Origin of the sequence: Antarctobacter heliothermus, from assembly GCF_900188425.1 — a bacterium.
Taxonomy (GTDB): Bacteria; Pseudomonadota; Alphaproteobacteria; order Rhodobacterales; family Rhodobacteraceae; genus Antarctobacter; species Antarctobacter heliothermus.
This window is the reverse complement of sequence record NZ_FZON01000021.1, coordinates 19,481-42,054: the sequence shown is the minus strand read 5'-3', so window position 1 is coordinate 42,054 and position 22,574 is coordinate 19,481. Positions and strand designations below refer to the sequence as shown.

Annotated in this window: 23 protein-coding genes; 5 read left to right on the top strand and 18 right to left on the bottom strand. The window is 62.4% G+C overall.

What is annotated here, in order from left to right; all coding sequences use genetic code 11:
* The first annotated feature begins 176 nt into the window (after positions 1–176).
* Positions 177–422: an EF-hand domain-containing protein gene (locus tag CHB90_RS12390; protein WP_089278189.1), complete on the top strand. Its 246-nt coding sequence runs from the start codon at positions 177–179 to the stop codon at positions 420–422.
* Between the two features lie 122 nt (positions 423–544).
* Here CHB90_RS12390 and CHB90_RS12385 read toward each other — a convergent pair whose 3' ends face one another.
* The 3 genes from CHB90_RS12385 to CHB90_RS12375 form a co-directional block, all read right to left on the bottom strand.
* Entirely contained in the window at positions 545–2,074 is a 1,530-nt protein-coding gene (locus CHB90_RS12385; RefSeq protein WP_245823235.1) for a peptidoglycan-binding protein, read from the bottom strand.
* Positions 2,075–2,368: 294 nt separating this feature from the next.
* Complete coding sequence (locus tag CHB90_RS12380; RefSeq protein WP_089278188.1) at positions 2,369–2,989, bottom strand: YitT family protein; 621 nt, start codon at positions 2,987–2,989, stop codon at positions 2,369–2,371.
* A 90-nt stretch (positions 2,990–3,079) separates the two neighbouring features.
* The gene (locus CHB90_RS12375) at positions 3,080–4,294 is read right to left on the bottom strand and encodes an NADP-dependent isocitrate dehydrogenase (RefSeq protein WP_089278187.1); all 1,215 of its coding nucleotides are present in this window, start codon (positions 4,292–4,294) and stop codon (positions 3,080–3,082) included.
* Between the two features lie 212 nt (positions 4,295–4,506).
* Here CHB90_RS12375 and CHB90_RS12370 point away from each other — a divergent pair, with 212 nt between their 5' ends.
* Complete coding sequence (locus CHB90_RS12370; protein ID WP_089278186.1) at positions 4,507–6,054, top strand: methyl-accepting chemotaxis protein; 1,548 nt, start codon at positions 4,507–4,509, stop codon at positions 6,052–6,054.
* Between the two features lie 18 nt (positions 6,055–6,072).
* On the opposite strand, the gene CHB90_RS12365 is transcribed toward CHB90_RS12370, so the two are convergent.
* The 4 genes from CHB90_RS12365 to CHB90_RS12350 all read right to left on the bottom strand — a co-directional run bounded on the left by CHB90_RS12365 (position 6,073) and on the right by CHB90_RS12350 (position 9,964).
* Complete coding sequence (locus CHB90_RS12365) at positions 6,073–7,329, bottom strand: multidrug effflux MFS transporter (protein ID WP_089278185.1); 1,257 nt, start codon at positions 7,327–7,329, stop codon at positions 6,073–6,075.
* Between the two features lie 56 nt (positions 7,330–7,385).
* Positions 7,386–7,745 (bottom strand): potassium channel family protein, encoded by a 360-nt coding sequence (locus CHB90_RS12360; RefSeq protein ID WP_089278184.1) that lies wholly within the window; start codon positions 7,743–7,745, stop codon positions 7,386–7,388.
* Positions 7,742–8,386, bottom strand: a complete 645-nt coding sequence (locus tag CHB90_RS12355; RefSeq protein ID WP_089278183.1) for a DsbA family oxidoreductase — start codon at positions 8,384–8,386, stop codon at positions 7,742–7,744. Before CHB90_RS12355 ends, CHB90_RS12360 begins: the two co-directional genes overlap by 4 nt.
* 63 nt (positions 8,387–8,449) lie before the next feature.
* A complete protein-coding gene (locus tag CHB90_RS12350) occupies positions 8,450–9,964 on the bottom strand; it encodes a class I adenylate-forming enzyme family protein (protein WP_089278182.1) in 1,515 nt (504 codons plus the stop codon).
* Positions 9,965–10,049: 85 nt separating this feature from the next.
* Between CHB90_RS12350 and CHB90_RS12345 the strand changes: the two genes are divergently transcribed.
* Entirely contained in the window at positions 10,050–10,673 is a 624-nt protein-coding gene (locus tag CHB90_RS12345; RefSeq protein WP_089278181.1) for a helix-turn-helix domain-containing protein, read from the top strand.
* Positions 10,674–10,694: 21 nt separating this feature from the next.
* On the opposite strand, the gene CHB90_RS12340 is transcribed toward CHB90_RS12345, so the two are convergent.
* From CHB90_RS12340 to CHB90_RS12305, 8 genes are all read right to left on the bottom strand, one after another.
* Positions 10,695–10,928 (bottom strand): hypothetical protein, encoded by a 234-nt coding sequence (locus CHB90_RS12340; protein ID WP_089278180.1) that lies wholly within the window; start codon positions 10,926–10,928, stop codon positions 10,695–10,697.
* 164 nt (positions 10,929–11,092) lie between these two features.
* The gene (locus CHB90_RS12335; protein ID WP_170941055.1) at positions 11,093–12,385 is read right to left on the bottom strand and encodes a branched-chain amino acid ABC transporter permease; all 1,293 of its coding nucleotides are present in this window, start codon (positions 12,383–12,385) and stop codon (positions 11,093–11,095) included.
* On the bottom strand, positions 12,382–13,392 hold the full coding sequence (locus CHB90_RS12330) for a branched-chain amino acid ABC transporter permease (protein ID WP_089278179.1): 1,011 nt from the start codon (positions 13,390–13,392) through the stop codon (positions 12,382–12,384). Before CHB90_RS12330 ends, CHB90_RS12335 begins: the two co-directional genes overlap by 4 nt.
* A gap of 76 nt (positions 13,393–13,468) precedes the next feature.
* Positions 13,469–13,852, bottom strand: a complete 384-nt coding sequence (locus CHB90_RS12325) for a hypothetical protein (protein ID WP_141135863.1) — start codon at positions 13,850–13,852, stop codon at positions 13,469–13,471.
* The gene (locus tag CHB90_RS12320) at positions 13,852–14,214 is read right to left on the bottom strand and encodes a hypothetical protein (RefSeq protein ID WP_141135862.1); all 363 of its coding nucleotides are present in this window, start codon (positions 14,212–14,214) and stop codon (positions 13,852–13,854) included. The genes CHB90_RS12325 and CHB90_RS12320 overlap by 1 nt, the downstream gene beginning before the upstream one ends.
* 12 nt (positions 14,215–14,226) lie before the next feature.
* Positions 14,227–15,054 (bottom strand): ABC transporter ATP-binding protein, encoded by an 828-nt coding sequence (locus CHB90_RS12315; RefSeq protein WP_089278176.1) that lies wholly within the window; start codon positions 15,052–15,054, stop codon positions 14,227–14,229.
* A complete protein-coding gene (locus CHB90_RS12310; protein WP_089278175.1) occupies positions 15,051–15,836 on the bottom strand; it encodes an ABC transporter ATP-binding protein in 786 nt (261 codons plus the stop codon). The genes CHB90_RS12315 and CHB90_RS12310 overlap by 4 nt, the downstream gene beginning before the upstream one ends.
* Positions 15,837–15,934: 98 nt before the next feature.
* Entirely contained in the window at positions 15,935–17,122 is a 1,188-nt protein-coding gene (locus tag CHB90_RS12305; RefSeq protein WP_089278174.1) for an ABC transporter substrate-binding protein, read from the bottom strand.
* Positions 17,123–17,276: 154 nt separating this feature from the next.
* On the opposite strand from CHB90_RS12305, the gene CHB90_RS12300 reads away from it, so the two are divergent.
* Positions 17,277–18,380 (top strand): PQQ-dependent sugar dehydrogenase, encoded by a 1,104-nt coding sequence (locus CHB90_RS12300; protein ID WP_089278173.1) that lies wholly within the window; start codon positions 17,277–17,279, stop codon positions 18,378–18,380.
* 255 nt (positions 18,381–18,635) lie between these two features.
* Here CHB90_RS12300 and CHB90_RS12295 read toward each other — a convergent pair whose 3' ends face one another.
* Positions 18,636–19,145: a GNAT family N-acetyltransferase gene (locus tag CHB90_RS12295; RefSeq protein WP_170941054.1), complete on the bottom strand. Its 510-nt coding sequence runs from the start codon at positions 19,143–19,145 to the stop codon at positions 18,636–18,638.
* Positions 19,142–20,152, bottom strand: a complete 1,011-nt coding sequence (locus CHB90_RS12290) for a GlxA family transcriptional regulator (protein WP_089278171.1) — start codon at positions 20,150–20,152, stop codon at positions 19,142–19,144. Before CHB90_RS12290 ends, CHB90_RS12295 begins: the two co-directional genes overlap by 4 nt.
* A gap of 302 nt (positions 20,153–20,454) precedes the next feature.
* Between CHB90_RS12290 and CHB90_RS12285 the strand changes: the two genes are divergently transcribed.
* Entirely contained in the window at positions 20,455–21,825 is a 1,371-nt protein-coding gene (locus CHB90_RS12285; protein ID WP_089278170.1) for a class II 3-deoxy-7-phosphoheptulonate synthase, read from the top strand.
* On the opposite strand, the gene CHB90_RS12280 is transcribed toward CHB90_RS12285, so the two are convergent.
* Positions 21,708–22,451 carry a dihydrofolate reductase family protein gene (locus tag CHB90_RS12280; protein WP_089278169.1) on the bottom strand — a complete coding sequence of 248 codons (744 nt, stop codon included), beginning with the start codon at positions 22,449–22,451 and terminating at the stop codon, positions 21,708–21,710. The two genes, CHB90_RS12285 and CHB90_RS12280, sit on opposite strands and share 118 nt — an antisense overlap.
* Positions 22,452–22,574: the final 123 nt, after the last annotated feature.

Sequence of the window (22,574 nt, the reverse complement as noted above, 5' to 3'; positions counted from 1 at the left end):
CGGCAGGCGCGGCTTCCCGCGCGGCGAATTTCTCAGGCCTTCCTCCGCTGATGGCAGGGGGCAAATCCGGCAACCCTTCGCGCGAAATGGCATCCGCGCTGACTGGGGGGTGCGAGGGACAAAAATCGCCGCCATGTCTTGGGTACTTTCAACCCACCACTCATGGAGGAAAGATCATGAAAGCGACACTCTTCACCACGGCAACCGTTGCCCTGCTGTCCCTGCCGGCCTTTGCGCAGGACATGGCCGGACCGGATACGGACGGCGACGGCCTTGTCACTCTGATGGAGGCACAGACCGCCTATCCGGAACTGTCGCAGGACGACTTTGACCAGGCGGACGCCAATGCGGACGGGTTCCTTGATGGCGATGAGTTGCAGGCAGCCATGGACGGCGGCCTGATCCCGGCCACAGACGGCTGATCACCCTGATTATGTGCCTCGCCTCCCAAGGGCGGCGGGGCACCTGCCTTGGGCGGGTACTATGGTCCCCAATATGCCCGCCCGGGGCCTTGTTGTTCTGCGTCTTCTTGTCTGGGGGCTGCTCAGCGGAATTCGATCCGGCAGTTCACCAGTTCGCCAAAGATCGTGCGCTGACAGACGCGCACCCTCTGTCCCTGCGGTTCGGGTGCCGGGTCAGGGGCTTGGTTGATCGGACGATTGAACACCGGCGCAGGTGCGTTCTGGACGCGCTGCTGTTCGGCCTCCTCCAAGCGCTTTTCCTCTAGAAAGTCAGAGTATTGCACCTCACTCTGGCGGACCAGAACATCGCGTTGCGCGGCATCCAGAAACCCGGTTGCATCAAAGCCGTTGCTATCCTGCCATGCCTCCAGCGCCTGCCGCGTGCCGGGGCCAAAGATCCCGTCGGCTCCGCGTGTGTCATAGCCCAAGAGCGTCAGCCGGTTCTGGATTTCCTGCCGGTCATCAAACCGCAGGTCCATCAGCGCCTCGGTGCCGGGGGTGGTGCGGGGCAGATCGCCGACCGCATCCACGATGATCGACGCGCTGGCATCCGCCGAGGCCATCTTGCGCGCCTCCTGCAGTGTCTGATCCTCGGGGATCAGCTTCCAGAAATCGCGGAACGGGAATGTGCGCCAGTCCTCTGCCACCAGCCGGACGTGAACCTCACGCAGGCGCGGGTTGCCGCCGGTGGTCCAATCCTTGCTCATCCGCAGTCGGATCGACGCAGCCGGATCGTCCGTGGTTGCCGCGGCAGAGGTCAATTCCACCTGACAGCCAATCCAGGACGGCACACCGTCGATGATCGCCTCGACCAGATAGGTGGCCTTGCGGTGTGCCGACGCGCCGCTTTCGCGAAGGACGCGGTGATCATAAACCGACTGATCCGGGCGCGAGGTCTCGGGATCGAAATCGGCGTTTTCACGGATACAGGCGCGCGTCACCATCTGGTCGCCCAGGCTGCTGGGGGCCTCGAACCCCTCCAGCCGAAGACCCAGGGCGCGCGCCTCATCCACTCGATCGACATAGAGAATGTCGCTGTCTTCCAGCGCCATGACCTGCGCGGCAAAGCCCGCCGACATCTGGAACTTGTCCATGCGGGCGGTGATCGCGCTGGCAGATTGCAGCGCCGCAACCATCGCAGTCTGTGTCTCGCCGTCGGCGAACTGGCTGGCGTCCAAGACCCGTGCCAGCGATCCGAATCCCAATTCCGCGTTCAGGTGCAGGCTCTTGTTCGGTTCGTGCTGCCGCCCCGTGCCGGGTGTGCTGCCGCCCAGAAAGGCAAAGGCGCAGGAACTCAGGCAGGCCGCGCCGTCATCGACAGCCGTGGGGATGCCGCGATCATAAAGATAGTCGGCAATCCGGATGGCCTCGGCAAAAGAGCCGCCCGCGCTGTCCAGACACAGCGGCCGCGTGCCACTGGCAAAACTGCGGCTGTCCAGCGCGCGGATCTTGTCCAGGTCACCGTCGGCGATCTCACCCGTCAGGGTGGCGGCACAGTCAAAGTGCTTGCCGGTGGTCGTCACGATGTCACCGGCCAGTGCCGGGACCGGCGCAAGGGCCGCGCCGCACAACAGCGCGTGCAGGATGGATCGGCGGATTGGGGCAACTGGCATCTTTACTCTCCATACCTGTCAGCAGATCGACACAAGGACTCATAGCCCGTTGCGGCCCGTGATCAAAGCGTGAGCAGGGCGGTTCGGTCCGTGTGCGGTAGCGGTGCAACCCTTTTCGGACGTGCTGTCAGGCGTCGGGTCACTCCAATGCCCTCAGCGCCTGCCCATTCTTGACCCGATCCGGGACAATTGCCCTACGGTTAAGGCCGCGACCCAGACCCCTGATCCAGATAAGACGTGCCGCGTAAGCCCCAGATAAAAAAGATTTTAACCGACTTCGACATGGCCTGAAAATCACGACCGCGCGACATATCGATCCCGTCTGTGGTTGATGATCACCATCAAGTTCAGGATCACCGCGCCCAGCAGTGAGACCGCAACCACCTGCCAGTCAAAGATCGCCAGCGCCAGCGCAAAAACCGCCAGATCGAATCCCAACTGCACAGCACCCGCGGGAATCCTCCGCGTGTCCTGCAACCAGAGCGCAACAATTCCCACGCCGCCCAGCGTCGCCCCATGTCGAAACAGCACGATCAGTCCCATCCCGGCCAGAACACCGAAAAGCACCGCGCTGACCGCCGGGTGCTGTGGATCCAGCCGCAACAGGTCAGGCAGCACCTCTGTCCAGGTCGACAGCAGGCCCACGGCGGCAAAGGTCTTGAGCGTGAACCGCCACCCCATCTGCCGGATCGCCAACAGGTAGAACGGCAGGTTCAGCACAAAGAACACCGCCCCAAAGGACCATCCGCTGACATAACTGGCGATCAGGGACAGCCCGGCAATCTGGCCGGTGATCAGTCCGCTTGCCTTGAGAAACATCACCGCCAGCGCCATCAGACTGGTGCCGACCAGCAGCCCAAGGGCATCTTCCCACAGGCTGTGACGATCGGCGGGGGGCAGGGTGAGCAGGGTCATGGCATCCCGATGCGCTCAATTACATCAGTTTGGCAAGGGCCAAGGGCGCAAAGCGGATCTGCGCCCTCGGCAATGCCGGACAAAGCGTCGTCAGCCCGCCAGCGCCTTGTTCAGGTTCTCATCGATCTTTTCCAGAAAACCCATGGTCGTCAGCCAACCCTGATCCGGCCCGACCAGCAGCGCCAGATCCTTGGTCATCTGACCCGATTCCACCGTCTCGACGATCACCCGTTCCAGCGTCTCTGCAAATTCGCGCAGGGCCACGTTCTGATCCAGCTTGGCGCGGTGCTTGAGCCCGCCGGTCCAGGCATAGATCGAGGCGATGGAATTGGTCGAGGTCGACTGCCCGTCCTGATGCTGGCGATAGTGCCGGGTGACGGTGCCATGGGCGGCTTCTGCCTCGACGATCTTGCCGTCGGGGGTCATCAACTGACTGGTCATCATGCCAAGGCTGCCAAAGCCCTGCGCCACGGTGTCGGATTGCACATCGCCATCGTAATTCTTGCAGGCCCAGACGAATTTTCCGTTCCATTTCAGCGCACAGGCCACCATATCGTCAATCAGGCGGTGTTCGTACCAGATGCCCGCATCCTTGAACTTCTCGGCAAACTCCGCCTCGTAGATCTCTTGGAACAGATCTTTGAAGCGCCCGTCATAGGCCTTGAGAATGGTGTTCTTGGTCGACAGATACACCGGCCAGCCAATGTTGAGACCGTAGTTCAGCGAGGCGCGCGCAAAATCGCGAATTGAGTCGTCGAGGTTGTACATGCCCATATAGACGCCCGCAGAGGGCGCGTCATAGACCACGCGCTCGATCTCGGTGCCGTCATCGCCGACGAATTTCATCGTCAGCTGGCCCTTGCCCGGAAAGGTGAAATCCGTGGCCTTGTACTGGTCGCCAAAGGCGTGACGCCCAACAACAATCGGATCGGTCCAGCCGGGTACAAGGCGCGGCACGTTGCGGCACAGGATCGGCTGACGGAACACCACGCCGCCCAGAATGTTGCGGATGGTGCCGTTGGGACTGCGCCACATCTTTTTCAGGCCGAATTCCTCAACCCGTTGTTCATCCGGGGTGATGGTGGCGCATTTGACCGCGACACCGACCTCCTTGGTCTTTTCGGCGGCGTCGATGGTGATCTGGTCCTCGGTCCGGTCGCGCTCTTCGATTCCCAGATCGTAGTACAGCAGATCGATGTCGAGATAGGGCAGGATCAGCTTTTGCTTGATGAAATCCCACATGATGCGGGTCATTTCATCCCCGTCCATTTCCACGATCGGGTTGTCGACCTTGATCTTTGTCATGATGCGCCCCTTCGGCTTTGGGTGACTCGTCTCTGTCATAGCGGTTTTCTGCAGGCGCGAGAATGCGGTATGCCAAGGTATACACAATTTACCTGAACCGGCCCTGCCATCGCGCGTGACAGGCAGATTCAGGCCCTAAAATTTGAGCATTAATCCATGCGTAAGGACGCCGCGCTACCTCTCGGTCAGAGGGCAACTCGGAGTGTCGATTCATGAGTACGCCAACACCTATGCTGGATCGGTTTGACGGGCGCCTCCTTGCGACGGGTATCAGCGTGCTGTTTGCACCGTTGGCCTTTGGCGTCATCTGGCTGTCGGGGCAGAGCCTGACCGCGATGCTGTTGTTCGGACTGCCCCTGGCGGCCGGGGGAGCGGTGCTGGCGGGGCGCATAAACGGCGGGCTGGGCGATACCCTCATCGCGTCCATGCTGATCGCTCAGGCCTGCCTGCTCACCGTGCAGTTCGCCGGCCATCCGTGGCAAACCGATACCTATGTCATCTTTTTCGCACTGTTGGCGATCATCTCGACGCAGCGGCGCGTGCGTGCGCTGATCCTGGCCTGTGCGCTGACATCGGCCTTTTTGCTGGCGGCGGCATTCTATTGGCCGACACCGGGCCTGCCGCTGGTGGAAAGCCGGGCGGCGCTGCTGCAAGGCGGGTTGCACTTGGCGCTAGTGGTGCTCGAGGGCGGGGTGCTGGCGGTGGCGATATTGCAGCGACGCAAGGCACGCGAACAAATCGAACAGGCCGCAATCCGGCTGGAGACAGAGCGCCGCATGGCCGCAGATGCCCAGGCAGAGGCAGAATCCGCACAGCGCGTTTCGCAAGAGGTCATTGATGAGGTGCGCATTGCGTTGTCACGGCTCAGCGGACGGGACATGACCTGTTCGATTGCCCGACCGTTTCCTCAGACCTATGAAATCATGCGTGAGGATTTCAACACCACCGTTGAAACCCTGCGCGATGCCTTTTTGAACGCCAGCGACCTTGCCGGGGTCTTTACCGCAGAGGCTCAGGTATTGGCACAAGAGATGATCGACATGTCCGGCCGATCCGATCAGCAGGCAAAACACCTTCAGGAGATGACAGGATCGTCGGCCAACCTTCTCGACAGGTTGGCCAAGACCGTGGAACAGGCCGGCCAGGCCGCCGCCTCTGCGGGACAGGCGCGCACCAGCGCAGAGCGGATTGACGCCGTGACCACGCAGGCTGTGACCGCCATGCGCGGAATCGAGGACAGCTCGCGCCAGATTTCCCGGATCGTCGATCTGATTGACGATGTATCGTTCCAGACCAATCTTTTGGCGCTGAATGCCGGGGTCGAGGCGGCGCGCGCCGGTCCGTCGGGCAAGGGATTTGCCGTTGTCGCCACAGAGGTCCGGCACCTGGCGCAAAGCACGTCAGAGGCGGCAGCAGGGATACGAAAATTGATCACGCACAGTTCACAACAGGTCAAGACCGGCGCGGAATTGGTGGATGCGGTGGGTCACAGCGTGACTGAGATCCAGGAAAAAGCGGCGCAAGCAAGTGAGGTCACACAAGCAATTTCGACCCGGAACGCCGATCTGATAGCGGCGTTGCAAGAGCTGAACGCGGCTATCTGCGACGCGGATCGCCAGTTTGGTGTCGCCGCCGAAACAGGCCGCACCCTGGCTGCGCGGTCGCGAAAAATGACCATCGCCTCCAAGAAACTGTCTTGTGACATTCAGGCCTTTACCTTCACCGAGGACGACCTGCGACGCGGCATGTCCGAGGCCTGAGGTATCGGCCTTGGCGGTTCAGCGCTCGGCGTCCTCGGCCCGGCGCATGGCCGCCATCAGGGCAAGCCCGGCAACGGCAAAGACCAGGACGCCCAGGGTCAGCGGAATGGCCGTCCCGTTGAACAGCAGTCCGACAGGCACCGCCAGCAATACCGCCACAACCGTTGCGATAAATCCGATGATAGAGGCGGCCATACCGGCGATGTGCCCCATGGGTTCCATCGCGATGGCGTTCAGGTTGCCGATGGTCATGCCAGCCTGAAAAAACGCCATGAACTGCCAGAAAAAGAACATGGCAAACAGGCCGTCGCCTGCCAGACCCACCAGAATGGCTGTCAACAAAACCGTGCTGACCATAATCTGAACGCCCAGCATCACCGACACCAGCCGCCGCATCCCCAACCGCATAACCAGCATGGCATTGACCACGCTGCCAGAGGCCGACAGCAGCGCGGTCACCCCGAACCAGATCGGAAAGCTGTCGGCGCGGTCAAAAACCGATTCATAGATCGGTTGAATGCTGGAAATCGTGGCGAACAGCATCGCGAACACCAGGGCCTGCACCGCGATGGACAGGCGCACGACCGGGTTGGCCAGCATCTCGCGCGTGGCGGACAGCAGGGCTGTGGCGCTGAACGGACGGCGCGCGGGGCGCGGCAGCGTTTCAGGCAGGCGCAAAAACAGCCAGAGACTGACCACGGCGGCGAAGATCACAAAGGCCCAGAAGATCGCCGACCATCCGGCCAGCGCCATCAACGCCGCGCCGATGCTGGGGGCGAGAGCAGGGACCAGCGTAAAGACGATCATGACAAAGGACATGATTTGCGCCATCTGCCGCCCGACAAACAGATCGCGGATGATCGCCATGACCACCACGCGTGGCCCGGCCGCGCCCAACCCCTGGACCAGTCGCGCGGCCAGCAACAGGCCCAAACTGTCGGCCTGCGCCGCCAGTGCAGCGGACACGATGTACAGCCCGCAGCCCGCCAGCACCACGGGTTTGCGTCCGAACGTGTCGGACAACGGTCCAGTGAACAGCGTGCCCAGCCCCATGCCCAGCACAAAGATTGTCACCACCAGCTGGACCTGGTTCGGGGCCTCCGGGCTCAGGTCCGCGGCCATGGCGGGCAGCGCCGGCAACATGGCGTCGATCGAAAAGGCGATGGTCGCGGCCATCATCGCCATCAGCGCAATGAGTTCCACGCGACCGGGTAGCGCCGAGGGTCCGGACGCGACAGTCCGGGATGGCGTGGGGGCGTCCTGGGGAGAGTGCATGGGGACCTCGGATGCTGGTCTGCCGCCCTTATCACGCTCCCCGCAGGATAAACAGATCAACTGGCGGCGTCGGGCGGGTCATCTTCGTTAGCGGGATGGCGCGGGTCCTTGTCATGGCCAAGGCGGGCCACCAGCCATTCGGTATGCTCTTCGCGCTTGCGCATGGCAAACACACCGAATTGCTGGATCGCCACCGCAAAAATGCCCAGCCCCAGCAGGATAAACACCGTGGTCCCGATCTTGCCTGCCGCAGTTGCCGGCACCAGTTCGCCGTAACCCACCGTCGACAGGGTCACCACGGAAAAGAAATAGGAATCCAACCAGCTCCAGCCTTCGACATAACGAAAGAATACGGTGCCCAATGCGATTATCAGGCCCAACGTCAAAAACAGGCTAAGAAAACGCAGTCTTGTCATGCGGCGGGATCGGCCCCCGCGCGCAATTCATCAATAACGCGGCGCCACAGTTCGGGCGGCTGCGCGCCGGGAACCGCGTGGCGTCCCGCGACGATGAAAGTGGGGACAGAATTGATCCCCATGCCCCGCGCCGTCGCGTCACGTTCGACGATTTCGCGCCGGTCCTCGTCCGAGGCCAGCAGGCGCAGGATCAGGCTGGCGTCCATGCCCTGCGTGTCGGCCACGTCTGCCAGAACCTCGGTGTCGCCAATGTCTCTGCCGTCGACGAAATAGGCCCGGAACAGGGCGGACACCACCGCCGTCTGACGGCCCTCGATCTCTGCCCAGTGGATCAGGCGATGCGCGTTGATGGTGCTTGGGGTCTTTTCGATCGCGTCCAGATGCATGGTCAGCCCGGCCTTCTCGGCGGCGCCCTGCACCGGCATATAGGCCTGAATGGCGCCGTCCTTGCCGCCGAATTTCTGTTCCAGATAGGCGCGGCGGCCCATCCCCTCGGCGGGCATGTCGGGGTTCAGCATGAACGGCAGCCAGCGGATCTGGAACGGATGATCCGGATAGTCCTGCAACGCGCGGTCAAGATGCGCCTTGCCGATATAGCACCAGGGACAGATGGGATCGGAAAAGATGTCGAGTTGGATCATGGGAACCTCGTATTTTCTTCCTAGATGGCACGCGCGTGGCGCAGAGTCGACGTTTCGTCGCTGCTAGCCGATCACATGCGACCGGAGCCGGTTGCGCAGCAGCTTGCCATTGGGGTTGCGGGGCAGGGCATCGACGCGGACAAAGCTGCGCGGACATTTGTAGCGCGCCAGCCGGGTTGCGGCCTCGGCCTTCAGGGTGTCCTCGTCCAGTTCCTGATCTGCGGTGTAGAAGGCGACCACAAGGCGCACGTCTTGTTTGACTGAAATATCCGTCACCGCCAGTTCGATCACCCCGGGCAACCCGGCCAGCGCGGCCTCGACCTCTAGCGGAGAGACGCGGTAGCCGCCCGCGTTCATCATGTCGTCATCGCGGCCCAGGTAGGTCACATGGCCCGCTGCATCCATCGTGCCGCGATCTCCGGTCAAGAACCAGTCGCCGCTGAACTTCTCTGCCGTCGCCTCGGGCGCACCGACATAGCGCAGCATCAGGCCCGGATCGGTGCGGGCAATGGCAATGACGCCTTCGGTGTTCAGCGGCGCGGGGTGTCCGTCGTGGTCAAGGATTGCCACCTGCCGCCCGTGTTGGGGCCGGCCCAGGGTGCCCGCGACCGTTGGCACGTCGGGCGCGGCAGAGATGAAGGTCGAACATTCCGACATACCGTAGGCCTCAAAGATCTCTGTACCGGTTTCCGCGCGCCAGCCGTCGCGCAGCGCGCTGGACAGCTTTTCGCCCGCCGCCAGCCCATGCCGCAGGGCGGGCATCGGCGGGACAGGGAATTTCAGCATCTGCCGGTAGACTCCCGGTGCAGCGGCAAAGATCGTCGCCTCGAACCGTTTCATCAGCAGCGCCAGTTGCGCCGGATCGCTGCCTGCGGCGGGGATCAGCGCGGTGGCACCCATCGTCCAGGGGTCCATCAACCCGGTGCCCAGCGTATAGGTCCAGTTGAAGGCGCCTGCATGCAACAGACGGTCGTCGGGGCGCAGCCCGTACCAGCCGTCCATCATCATCTGCCGGGACCAGATCGCCCGGTGGGCATGACCGACCGCGCGCGGCGTTCCAGAAGTGCCGGAGGTGTAGATGATATATGCCAGCCGCTCTGGGTCGCCCAGGGCATAGTCGGCAGGCGGCAGGTCGTGCCATGCCTCATAGCTTTCCGGTCCGAACACCGGCAGGTCGGTGTCCGGGCAAGGGACGTTTTCGGCACGAAGGATGGCCTTTGGTGCAAGACGGTCGATGATCTTGGTCACTTCAGGCACAGTCAGCTGCGACGAGGTCGGAACTGGCACGATGCCCGCCGCGATGGCCCCAAGGTAGGCAATGGGAAAATCGACGGTATTGCCCAGCCGCATCAGCAGGATGTCACCAGGGGTCAGGCCCGCGTTCAACAGCCCAGTGGCCGTCCCGCGCACCGCCGCCGTCAACCGGGCGTAGGACCAGCGCTGCGCGCCAGTTGGCCGGACCACCGCCAGCGCGATCTTGTCGGGCACGGCACTACCGGCCGCCAACACATGGGCAGCCAGGTTGAAGTTGGGCGGGCAGGGCGCAAACGCCCCCTCATCAAAGAGCGATACGGTCATGGACATGACGCTTCGCGTAGCCCGCAATGCGCGCGCCTGCAAGGGGCGCGCTTGCAACACTGCGGGCACCATCCTATAGCACCTGATTATGTCGCGAGATCCCAAATCCCTGATCCGCATCGCCCGCGAGTCCGGCGACGCGCCCCAGCCAGAGCCTCTGGACCTTGGCCACCGCGTGCGCGAGCTGCGCAAGGAACGCAACTGGACGCTGGAACAGGCGGCGCGTCAGGCGGGTTTGGCCCGATCGACCTTGTCCAAGATCGAAAACGGACAGATGTCGCCGACCTATGACGCGTTGAAGAAACTCGCCGTCGGGCTGGAAATCTCTGTGCCGCAGTTGTTCACTCAGCCGCAGCAGGAAAAGGTCAATGGCCGGATGGCCGTGACCCGGTCGGACGCGGGTCAGAGCCACGCCACCGCCACCTATGAACATGAACTGCTGGCCGAAAGCCTGACGCGCAAGAAAATGCTGCCCTACCGGGCGCGTGTCCGGGCCCGCAGCATGGAAGAGTTTGACGGCTGGGTCCGCCACGACGGTGAGGAGTTTCTGTATGTCCTGACCGGGGTGGTCCGGCTGTACACGGAATTTTACGAACCGATCGAGATGAAACGCGGCGACAGCGCCTACTACGACGCGACCATGGGGCACAACGTCGTGTCAGCCTCGCCCGAGGATGCAACCATCCTTTGGGTCACGTCGCTGGGCTGATCCTCTACTGTGGCTGACCTGCTACTGGCTGGCCAGTTCGGTGGCCCGACGGGCAAGATCCTCACGGTGCATGAAATCCTGCAACGCGTCTCGCGCCTCTTCGACGGTCAGCTCATGCATATCGGCGATGTGGCGGGTCAGCGCGCGGCTGTCGCGCGGCGGGTCCGCCAGGCGACTGCGGTCCAGCGCGGGAAACCAGGTTTGCAGCTTGCCAACCGTGTTGTCCCAGTTTGCCGAAAGCTCATGCCAGTTCATGTCAGGCGCTCCTTCATGTCCGCCGACTCTGAAATGTATCTTTTTTGTGGACGTTGAAAAAGGGGAAAGGGGTCGCATCCATTGCGACCAAGGGCCTATTGACCGGATGCCGCAGGCACAGTCGCGCCGCCGCCCTGTGACGGGGGACAGCGCGACTGGCTGAATCAGCGTTCCGGCAGCAGCCCGCGTGGGCTGAACCGCAATACCATCAGCAGGATCACCCCCATGGTCAGCAGGCGCATATGCTGCACGCTGTCCAGAAGATGAGCCTTGAGATTGGAATCGTCGGGCATCCAGCTTGTGACCCAGGTCATGAATCCGGGGCCCAGCGTTTCGACCTGCACCCAGAGGAACCAGATCAGGAAACCGCCCAGCACCGCGCCCAGGTTGTTGCCCGATCCGCCGACAATCACCATCACCCAGATCAGGAAGGTATAGCGCAGCGGCTGATATGTGGTCGGGATCAATTGGCCGTCCAGCGTGGTCATCATTGCGCCCGCGATACCGCAGATGGCAGAGCCCAGGATAAAGACCTGCAAATGGCGATAGGTGACGTCCTTGCCCATCGCGCGCGACGAGGTTTCATTGTCGCGGATCGCCCGCATCATCCGGCCCCAGGGAGAGTTCAGCGCCAGTTGCGCCAGCACCAGAAGGATCACCAGAACGACCGCAAACATCAGCCCGTAGCTGATCTTGATATACAAGGTCGAGGCGGCGGTGGCATCCAGACCAAAGCCCGCCGCACGTTCCACAAAGGCAGGATCATTTTGCAACTCGATGGCGTCGGGAACCGGGCGGGGCAGGCCAGAGACGTTCTTGACGCCGCGTGTTAGCCATTCCTCGTTTTTCATGATCGCGATGATGATCTCGGAGATTCCCAGCGTCGCGATGGCCAGATAGTCCGACCGCAGCCCCAGCGCCGTCTTGCCGATGATCCATGCAGCGCCTGCGGCCAGCAATCCGCCGACCATCCAGCCGATCACCACCGGCAGGCCCAACCCGCCCAGAAAGCCGGTGCCAGCAGGGTTCACCGCCTCGATGGCATCCACGGCAGGGTCACGCACCATGCGATAGATCACGAACCCGGCGACCAGCAGCGCCGCTGCCAGATAGCGGTTCTTGGTCTTTTTCCATGCAAAGAAGGTGACGATGATGGTGCCCGCGCCCAGGATCAGCGCAAACAAGGCCCGCACCCCGCCCGCGGCCCAGGCCTCTGGCACCGGATCGACAGAGGTCAGCATGACCGCCATGCCACCAAGGGCGACAAACCCCATGACACCGACGTTGAACAGCCCGGCGATGCCCCATTGCAGGTTCACCCCCAACGCCATGATGGCGCTGATCAGGCCCATGTTGAGGATGACCAGCGCAAGATCCCAGCTTTGCAACATGCCGGTGCCGACAATCAGCAGCGCGACAAAAGCAAAGAGTGTGACGGTTCGGATATGGTTGCTCATACCGACTTCCCCTTGAACAGGCCCGTGGGCTTGAACAACAGCACCACCACGAGGATCATAAAGCTGACAGCGAATTTGTATTCCGTCGCCATAAGTTGCACGAGACCGGACGGCTCCAGCGCGTCAGGCATCAGGTAGACCAGCACCTTTTTCCAGGCGTAGGTGATTGTCACCTCCGAGAAGGCGATGACAAAGCCGCCCGCAATCGCCCCAAGCGGCGAGCCAAGCCCGCCGACGATGGCGGCGGCGAAGATCGGCAGCAACAGCTGGAAATAAGTGAAGGGCTTGTACGACTTGTCCAGCCCGTACAGCGTGCCCGCAATCGTAACCAGCGCCGCCACGATCAGCCAGGTCACCATGACCACCCGTTCCGGGTTGATCCCCGACAGCAGCGCCAGATCCTCATTGTCGGAATAGGCGCGCATGGATTTGCCGGTGCGCGTCTTGTTCAGGAACCAGAACAGCACGATCACCACAAGGATGGCGGTGATCACCGTCAGCCCCTGCGTCGTCTTGATCCCCAGACCCTCTGCAAGGCCGGTCATCTCTTTAAATTCGCGCACGTTTATGATGAACCGTTCACCATCGTCGAACCTCTGGTCATCGGTGCCAAGGATAAAACGCGTCAGCCCGTTGTAGATGAACATTACTCCGATGGAGACGATCACAAAGACAACCGGCTTGGCCTTTTGACTGCGGTAGAACCGATAAATGCCGCGATCGGTGATCAGCATCAGCGCGGCGGTCCCGGCGATCCCGAAGGGAATCGCCAGCAGCGCCGTCGGCAACGGTCCCAGGCTGATGCCCCAGGACTGGAACAGCCAAGTGAACAGGATCACGACCATCGTGCCAAAGGCCATGGTGTCGCCATGCGCAAAGTTGGAAAAGCGCAGGATGCCATAGATCAGCGTCACCCCCAGCGCCCCAAGCGCCAGTTGGCTGCCATAGGTCATCGCCGGGATGAGAACGAAGTTGGATAGCGCCACGATGGCGTTGATAAAGTCCATCAGGGGTTGCCCTCGTTGGTCGGCCGCGCGGTTGCTCCGGCGGCTCTTGTTGTGTGTATGTCGGTCATGTGTCCGGTCACTCCGTGACCACACATGCGCCGTGATAGGTGACGACCATCAGCGGATCGGCGAAATGGACGCTCAGTTTGGCGATGCCGTCCGGCGTCTGGCTCAGCAGGTAACTGCCGTGGGTGTCAGATGCGTTGATCACCAGCAGGCCGTTGACGACCTGCGCCGTGCCCTTGGCGGGGCCGGTGCCCAGTTCCAGCACCACGTCGCCGGGCATCTGTTGCGGCAGGTCGACGTCATGGCCGAACTGGGCAAAGGTGCAGGTCTCTTCTTCGAGGCATTCGACGGTGTAGCTGCACGACATCAGCGCGGCACCCTGTTCCTCGATGATGTCGGCAGAGGCGGCCACCGCGCATCCTGTCAGGCCAAGGGCCAGAATCCGTTTTCGCATCATCCGGTCTCCTTGCATTTGCCCAGCCACGGCGTGTCATCCGCATCGCTCAACCGCGCCGCGCCATCGCGATCCACGGTCAGCAACCACCCCCGGTCAGGCGACCAGAACCCGCGTTGTCCGGTTTCGGACAGGATCGCCTCGGCGGTGAAACCACCGTCGTTCAGCGTCACCCGGCTGATACGCCTGTGCGGCGGCTCATTCCGGTCCAGCGGCGGCGCAAAGCTGGCGGTGTCCAGATCGAACCGCAGCGACAGGCTGTCATCGCCCCGTGTCAGGTCACAGTCATAGCCCTCGATCCCGGCGCGCGCCGGTCCGTGCAGCGCCCCCAGCAGGAGCGACCCCAGTACCGCGTGTTCCACGGCCCGCACCGCTCAGCCCCCCAGAAAGCTCTTGCGGACTTCCGGGTCGGCCAAGAGTTCCTTGCCTGTCCCGGTAAAGGCGTTGCGCCCCTGAACCAGAACATAGCCCTTGTCCGCGATTTCCAGCGCCTGCCGTGCGTTCTGTTCCACCATCAGGATGGAAATGCCGGTGCGCGCCACCTCGATGATGCGGTCGAACAGTTCGTCCATCACGATGGGGCTGACACCGGCGGTGGGTTCGTCCAGCATCAGAACCTTGGGCTTGGTCATCAGCGCGCGGCCCACGGCCACCTGCTGACGCTGACCGCCTGACAGTTCCCCCGCCGGTTGGCGGCGCTTTTCGTGCAGGATCGGGAACAGTTCATAGACCTGTTCCATCGTGGTACGGAAATCATCCAGTCGGATGAACGCCCCCATCTCAAGGTTTTCCTCGACGGTCATCGAGGTAAAGATGTTGGAGGTCTGAGGGACAAAGCCCATGCCCTGCGCCACCCGGTCTTGCGGGGTCAGCGCAGTGATGTCGTGGCCGTCCAGCCGCACCGCGCCGCTGCGCACGTCCAGCATCCCGAACACCGCCTTCATCGCGGTCGATTTGCCCGCGCCGTTGGGGCCGACGATCACCGCGATTTCACCCTTGTCGACAGCAATGGTGCAGTCGTGCAGGATGTCCGGCCCCTTGCCATAGCCGCCGGTCATGGTGTCGCCAATCAGGAACGGCCCGCCGGGGGCGTCCTTGATCGGGCCAGATTTGCGGGTCGAGTCGATCTCGCTGGGTTTGCCCGGACGGGTGATCGAGGCGTCCTTGTTGCCGCGATCGTTGTGGTATGGATTGCCGCTCATGCCTGCGCCACCTGGTCCTTGTTTTTCAGTCCGGTGCCCAGATAGGCCTCGATCACCGCATCGTTGGCCTTGATCTCGTCCAGCGTGCCCTCGGCCAGCTTTTTGCCCTCGGCCATGACAATGACCGGGTCGCAGATGCGGCCGATGAAATCCATGTCATGTTCGATCACGCAGAACGTATAGTCGCGTTCCTTGTTGAGCCGCACAATCGTATCCGCGATGGTGTTCAGCAGCGTGCGGTTCACACCGGCGCCGACCTCATCCAGAAACACGATCTTGGCGTCGACCATCATGGTGCGGCCCAGTTCCAACAGCTTTTTCTGGCCGCCGGAAATGGCCCCGGCGGGATGATCTGCCAGATGCTCGATGGTCAGGAACTCAAGCACTTCGTCCGCTTTGGCCCGCAGGGCGCGTTCCTCTTCGGCGATCCGCTTGCGGCCCACCCATGTGTTCCACAAGGTTTCACCGGATTGCCCGCCCGGCACCATCATCAGGTTCTCGCGGCACGTCATCGAGTGAAATTCATGCGCGATCTGAAAGGTGCGCAGCAGGCCCTTGTGAAACAGTTCATGCGGCGGCAGGCCGGTGATGTCCTCACCGTCCATCGTCACCGTGCCGCTGGTTGGTTCCAGCGCGCCCGCAATCACGTTGAACAGCGTTGTCTTGCCCGCGCCGTTTGGTCCGACAAGCCCGGTGATCGACCCTGTGGCGATCTCAAGCGAGGCACCGTCGACGGCCCGGAACGCACCGAAATGCCGGTGCAGGTTATCCACCTTGATCAAGGATTATCCCCCAAGAGCGCCGCCCGCAGGGGTGGCGTCCTCATATAGCGAAAAAAGCAGCCCGACATTTGTCGGGCTGCTCTTGTCACGGTTCCGGTTTACTTGAACGAGACGGTTTCCGCAGCACCACCCGTGATGGTGTAGTACTTGTAGCTGCCAGCGGCTTCACCCGGTCCGATCAGCTCGACACCCGATGCGCCGACATAGTCGATGTCGCCGCCACCGGCGAGGATTTCCATCGCCTTGCCCAGTTCACCCGGCAGGATCAGCTCACCCGGTGCGTTGGCCACGTCCAGCAGGTTGGCGGCAATCACGTCGGAGGAAGCTGCGCCACCCTTCATCATCGCCAGTGCGATCAGCGCCGCGGCGTCATAGGACTCACGCGTGTATGAGCTGTCGCCGTTGATGCCTGCGGCGGCTGTGATTGAAGCAAACGCGTCTGCGCCTGCGCCCTCGGCCCAAGGCACGGTGCCGATCGACCCCTCGAGAGCGTCGGCCAGTTCGGTGAACAGCGTGTCGCCGTACATGCCGTCACCCATGACATAGGTGTCGAACGCGCCGGTATCATAGGATGCCTGAATGATGCCTTTGCCGCCCTGGTCGGTATAGCCCAGAACAATCAGGGCCTGACCGCCGGCCGATGCCAGCGCGCCGATCTCGGCCGAATAGTCGGCCTTGCCGTCGTCATGCGGCGCCGACAGGGTGATGGTGCCGGAATAGGACGATGCAAAGGCATCGGCAAATCCCTTGCCGTAGTCGTTGTTGGTATAGGTCACCGCAACTTCGGTGATGCCCTTCTCGGCGAGGATCTCGGCCAGAACGGCACCCTGGCGGGCATCCGACGGCGAGGTGCGGAAGAACAGGCCGTTGTCTTCGGCAGTCGACAGCGCAGGCGAGGTCGCAGAGGGCGATACCATCGGCACACCGTTCGGCACGGCGACGTTCGACAGGATCGCGCCGGTCACGCCGGAACAGTCCGCGCCCATGATGGCGACGACGCCCTCGGTGGTGACAAGACGTTCTGCGGCGGCTGTGGCGGCGGCGGCGTCGATGCAGGTCGAATCCGCACGCGACGGGGTCAGTGTCACACCGTCCAGGAACTTGCCCGATGCGTTGACCTCGGAAATCGCCAGCTCTGCGCCGTCTGCCATTGCGGGTGTGATCGATTCAATCGGGCCGGTGAAGCCCAGGATGATGCCGATCTTTGCTTCGCTTGCGTGGCTTTCTGCAAATGCGGCAGAGGCGACGAGGGTACAGGCCGTTGTGGCCATCAGTAGTTTTTTCATTGTTAACTCCCGTGTTGGATCTTGTGTCCTAGCGTGAGCCTAAGCAGGGTTTTCAGAAAAGGAAAGGCCCCTTGAAAGCTGCGGTTTCTTCCCCGTGTCCCCTTGCCCGGCAAAGCAGAGCCGCCATATCGCAAGGGAAACAGGAGGCGCAAACATGATTCTCAAACATGCCGTTACGGCACTTTCCGTCTGCATGGCGGGTCCGCTTGCCGCCGCCCCGATTCAGACCTCTGCCGGTCCCATGACTGCCGAACCGATGGTCGAGGATCTGGGCACGCCCTGGGCTTTTGACTTTCTGCCGGATGGCGCGATTCTGCTGACCGAACGCGAGGGCCAGCTGTTGCGGATCGACGGTGACGCGCGGACAGAGGTGCGCGGCGTGCCAAAGGTTGTGGCCAACGGGCAGGGCGGCCTGCTGGACGTTCTGGTGCCGCGTGACTTTGCCACCAGCCGTGAACTGTTCTTTACCTATGCCAAACGTCAGGGCTTTCGCGGCTCCGGCACGGCGGTCTACCGCGCCCGGCTGTCAGAGGACGGCACGCGGCTGGAAGACGGCACGACGATTTTCGAGATCGCGCGCGGAACCGGCGGCGGATACCACTTTGGCTCTCGTCTGGTCGAGGGATCGGACGGGCACCTGTTTGTGACCGTGGGCGACCGCGGCGACGGGCCCAAGGCGCAGGATCTGTCGATGCACAACGGTTCGGTTCTGCGGATCACCCGCGACGGCGCGCCCGCGCCGGGCAATCCCTTTGTCGACACGGATGGTGCCTTGCCGGAAATCTGGTCTTACGGCCATCGCAACCCGCAGGGTGCCGCACTGGATGCCAGCGGACAGCTTTGGGTCGTGGAACACGGCGCCAAGGGTGGCGATGAGGTCAACCGAATTGATCCGGGCGTGAACTATGGCTGGCCGGTGATTTCTTACGGGGTCGACTACGACGGCTCCAAGCTGGGGCAGGGCACCGCCAAGGAGGGCATGGCGCAGCCGGTGCATTTCTGGGATCCGTCCATCGCGCCCTCTGGCATGGGGTTCTATGACGGCAGCGTGGCGGAGTGGTCCGGCAATGCCTTTATCGGCTCGCTCAAGTTCGACTACATCTCGCGGCTGTCGGGCGACCCGCTGACAGAGGTCGAGCAGATCAAGAGCGATGAAACCCTGCGCGTGCGCGATGTGGACACCGGGCCGGACGGTGCGCTGTGGTTCCTCAGCGTCGGCAATGGCGCGTTGTACCGGCTGGTGCCTGCCGCCGACTGATCTGCTGCTGATTGACCGCCGTGCGGTGCGTTTGGGTTCCGTAAACCTGTGCGCGGCATGTTCGCCCCTGGTACCACCGAAAACAGGATCAACGCCCTCATGGGGGCCTTTCGATCTGCGCGGAACGAAGGGGCGACGCCCCAAAGGCGCCGGGTTTGACACCCCGGTGGCATGATCCGACCGGCGGCCGCCGTTCTTTCGGACCTATCACTACTCTGCCAGTCCCCGCCCAAGGCCCCGGCCTTGCGGCGGGCCTCAGTCCTGCGCGGGCATCACCCGGCTGTAGTAGGCGCTGTCGCAGACCTCATACCCGCCATACAGGTAGTCGCCGGTTTCTGTGCGGTCATGGATGAACCCCAGTTTTTCCAGCAACCGGATGGATCCGGTGTTGCGCGGGTCCAGATCGGCGGTCAGGCGCGTCAGGTCGGGGCGGCGGCGGGCGATCTCGATCAGGATGGCGGACATCGCCTCATAGGCCAGACCCTGTCCCCAGTAGTCGGGGTGCAGGATGTATCCGACCTCTGCATTCTGCCACAGCCCGGCCTTGCCGATACAGCGCCCGTCCTTTTCGAGGATGTATTCCACCCGCCCGTCATGGCCGTAGCCATCCATGAACCGGCGCAGGAATTGCAGGGTCTGCGCGATGTCCTCATGGGCGGGACCGGACCAGTGACGCATCACCTGGGGGTTGGACAGGATCTCGTGCAGCGGCTCCAGATCGGTCAGCCGACCGGGCCGCAGCAACAGCCGCTCTGTCCGGATCATACCGACAGGCGGGTGGCCTGCGCGCCGCGTTCCCGGTACGGCGTCGTCTTGTAATGCGCCCGGTAGCATTTCGAGAAATGCGAGGGCGAGGCAAAGCCGCAGGCCAGCGCCACGTTGATCACGCTCATTTCCGTCTGCATCAACAGGTTGCGTGCCTTTTGCAGCCGTAATTCCATGTAATAGCGTTTCGGCGAACGGTTGAGATAGCGCCGGAACAGCCGCTCCAGCTGACGGGTCGACATGCCCACATCCTTGGCAAGGATCGCCGGGCTGATCGGTTCCTCGATGTTGGTTTCCATCATCTGGATGACCTGGCTCAGCTTGGGGTGGCGCACACCGATGCGGGTGGGCACCGACAGGCGCTGGGTGTCCTGATCGGTCCGGATCGAAGAATAGATCTGCTGATCGGCCACGGCGGTGGCCAGCTCCTCACCATGATCATTGGCAATGATCTGCAGGAACAGATCGATGGACGATGTGCCGCCCGCTGTGGTCAGCCGGTTGCCGTCTATGGTGAACACCGATTTGGTCAACTCGACCTCGTCGAATTCCTCTGAAAAACTGTCCTGGTTTTCCCAGTGGATGGTGGCGCGCTTGCCGTCCATCAACCCGGCCTTGGCCAGCGTGTAAGTGGCGGTACACAACCCGCCCATGACCAGCCCCTTGCGCGCCTCGCGCCGAAGCCAGCTGAGCAGCCGTTTGGTCGTCGCCTGCTGCACCTCGGCCCCGCCGCACAGGACAACCGTGTCGTCGCGGTGCAGGTCGTTCAACCCGCCATCCAGATGAAACACCGTGCCGGTGGAACAGGTCGCGGTTTCCCCGCCTTCACCGACCACTTGCCACTCATACAGCTTTTTCTGCGACATGCGGTTGGCCAGCCGCAGACAGTCCAGTGCTGCGGCAAACGACAACATGGTGAAATTGTCCAACAGAACAAAAACAAAGCGGCGCGGTTTGGGCGGCACGCTGTCGAGTTCGATGACCTGGCGCTGCGGCGGGGGAAACATGGAAAGCCACCTTCCTGATCGGGTTGCGGCCTGTTGCCCGCAATATCATCGTGGCACATGGGCAGAACTCCCCGGCAGCGTCAAGACATGTCGGAAACAATTGCCGGACAACGCCGGGCGGGTCTGCCGGTTTGCCGGTTCGTGGTCTGCCCGACGATGTCTGCATCGATTTGCACGGCTCGTCCGGGGCGGTGCTTTTGCACTGTGCGGCATTTGCAGGCAAATCATCGCTGGTCAGGGGCGAGAGGGTGACTTATACAGCCCAACCGTTAGCGCTCGAAATGATGAACCGGAGAGACACGATGACCGAGTGGCAGAAAGCGAACTGGCGTAGCAAGCCGCGGGTTCAGATGCCGGAGTATACGGATCCCGAGGCCCTGACCGCTGTCGAGTCGCAGATGGCCAAGTATCCGCCGCTCGTCTTTGCCGGCGAGGCGCGCAGGCTGAAGCAGCACCTGGCCGCTGCGGGCCGGGGTGAGGCGTTCCTGTTGCAGGGCGGCGACTGTGCTGAAAGTTTTGAACAATTCTCGGCCGATGCGATCCGCGACACCTTCAAGGTGATGCTGCAAATGGCGATGGTGCTGACCTATGGCGCCAAGGTGCCGGTGGTCAAGGTGGGCCGCATGGCCGGCCAGTTCGCCAAGCCGCGCAGCGCGCCGACAGAGGTCAAGGATGGCGTCGAACTGCCCAGCTACCGGGGCGACATCATCAACGGGCTGGCCTTTACGCCAGAGGCGCGCATCCCCGATCCGCGTAACATGTTGCAGGCCTACACGCAGGCGGCGGCGACGCTGAACCTGCTGCGCGCCTTTTCGACCGGCGGCTATGCCGACGTGCACAAGGTCCACCAGTGGACGCTGGGCTTTACCGAGAGCGAAAAGGCCGCGCGTTACCGCGAGATGTCGACCCGCATTCAGGACGCGCTGGATTTCCTCACCGCCGCCGGTGTCACCGGCGATCAGGCGCACACGCTGCACACGGTGGAATTCTACACCAGCCACGAGTCACTGCTGCTGGAATACGAAGAGGCGCTGTGCCGTCAGGATTCGACCTCTGGCAATTGGCTGGCGGGCTCGGGTCACATGATCTGGATCGGCGACCGCACCCGGCAGCCGGACGGCGCGCATGTGGAATACGCCCGCGGCGTGCTGAACCCGGTCGGTCTGAAATGCGGCCCGACCACCACGGCAGAGGATCTCAAGGTTCTGATGCAAAAGCTGAACCCGAGGAACGAAGAGGGCAAGCTGACGCTGATCGCCCGCTTTGGCGCGGGCAAGGTGGGGGAAAATCTGCCGCGCCTGATCAAGGCCGTGCAGGAAGAGGGCGCCAAGGTGACATGGGTCTGCGACCCGATGCACGGCAACGTCATCAAGTCGGCCACCGGCTACAAGACACGCCCCTTTGATTCGATCCTGCGCGAAGTGCGTGAGTTCTTTGGCGTGCATGAGGCCGAGGGCACCATCCCCGGCGGCGTGCATTTCGAGATGACGGGCCTGGACGTGACCGAATGCACCGGCGGCGTGCGCGAAGTCACCGATGAGGATCTGTCGGACCGCTACCACACCGCCTGCGACCCGCGCCTGAACGCCTCGCAGTCGCTGGAACTGGCGTTCCTGGTGGCCGAGGAACTGGTGGCCCGCCGCGCCAAGGCGGCCGAGGCGGCCAGCGCCTGATTTCGGCCAATCGTTGAGACATGAGAAACGCCGCCGCAGGGAATTGCGGCGGCGTTTTTCTTTTGCGGTCCATTTGCCGGAATGAGCGGACCTGACCCTACAGCGCGAACTCTTGCAGCACATAGCCACAGGGGTAAATATCGGACCGAATATGGATGGGGGGGGGCAGACACCGCCGTCTGACCGAACAGCGTGACTCCGCCCCCCAGCAGAATTGGCGCGCGCTTCAGGCGCAACAGGTCAATTGCACCCATCGACACTAGCGCACCCGCAAAATCCCCGCCGCCACAGAGGTAGACAGGCCCATCCGAAGTTGTCTTGAGAGTCTTGAGGACTGCGAGGTCACATGTTCTGCGCACCTCCACCTCGCTCTCTTCGGGTAGGTCCAGAGACTTTGAAAAAACGATTGTTCTCATATGGCTATAAGGGTTCTGACCGGGGGTCATGCCAAAACGATAGCCAAACTCATAGGTCTTTCGTCCCATGATGGCGACAGAGTAGCCCGCCAATCGGGCGCGGTAGTCTTCGACAACCTGCCCGTCTTGCGCAAAGTTTGAAATGTCCCCGTCGGGCCCGGAAATAAAGCCGTCAACAGAGACAGCGACATCATAAACGATGGGATGCATTGCCTGCTCCTCAATAAAACTCCGACACACCCGAAGGCAATTGTGCGGTTGGTTTAATTGATCACTGGCAGAGCACTCCCTTGTCTGTTGACGAGTTTAGGGACCGACCCGTTCCAGATCAAG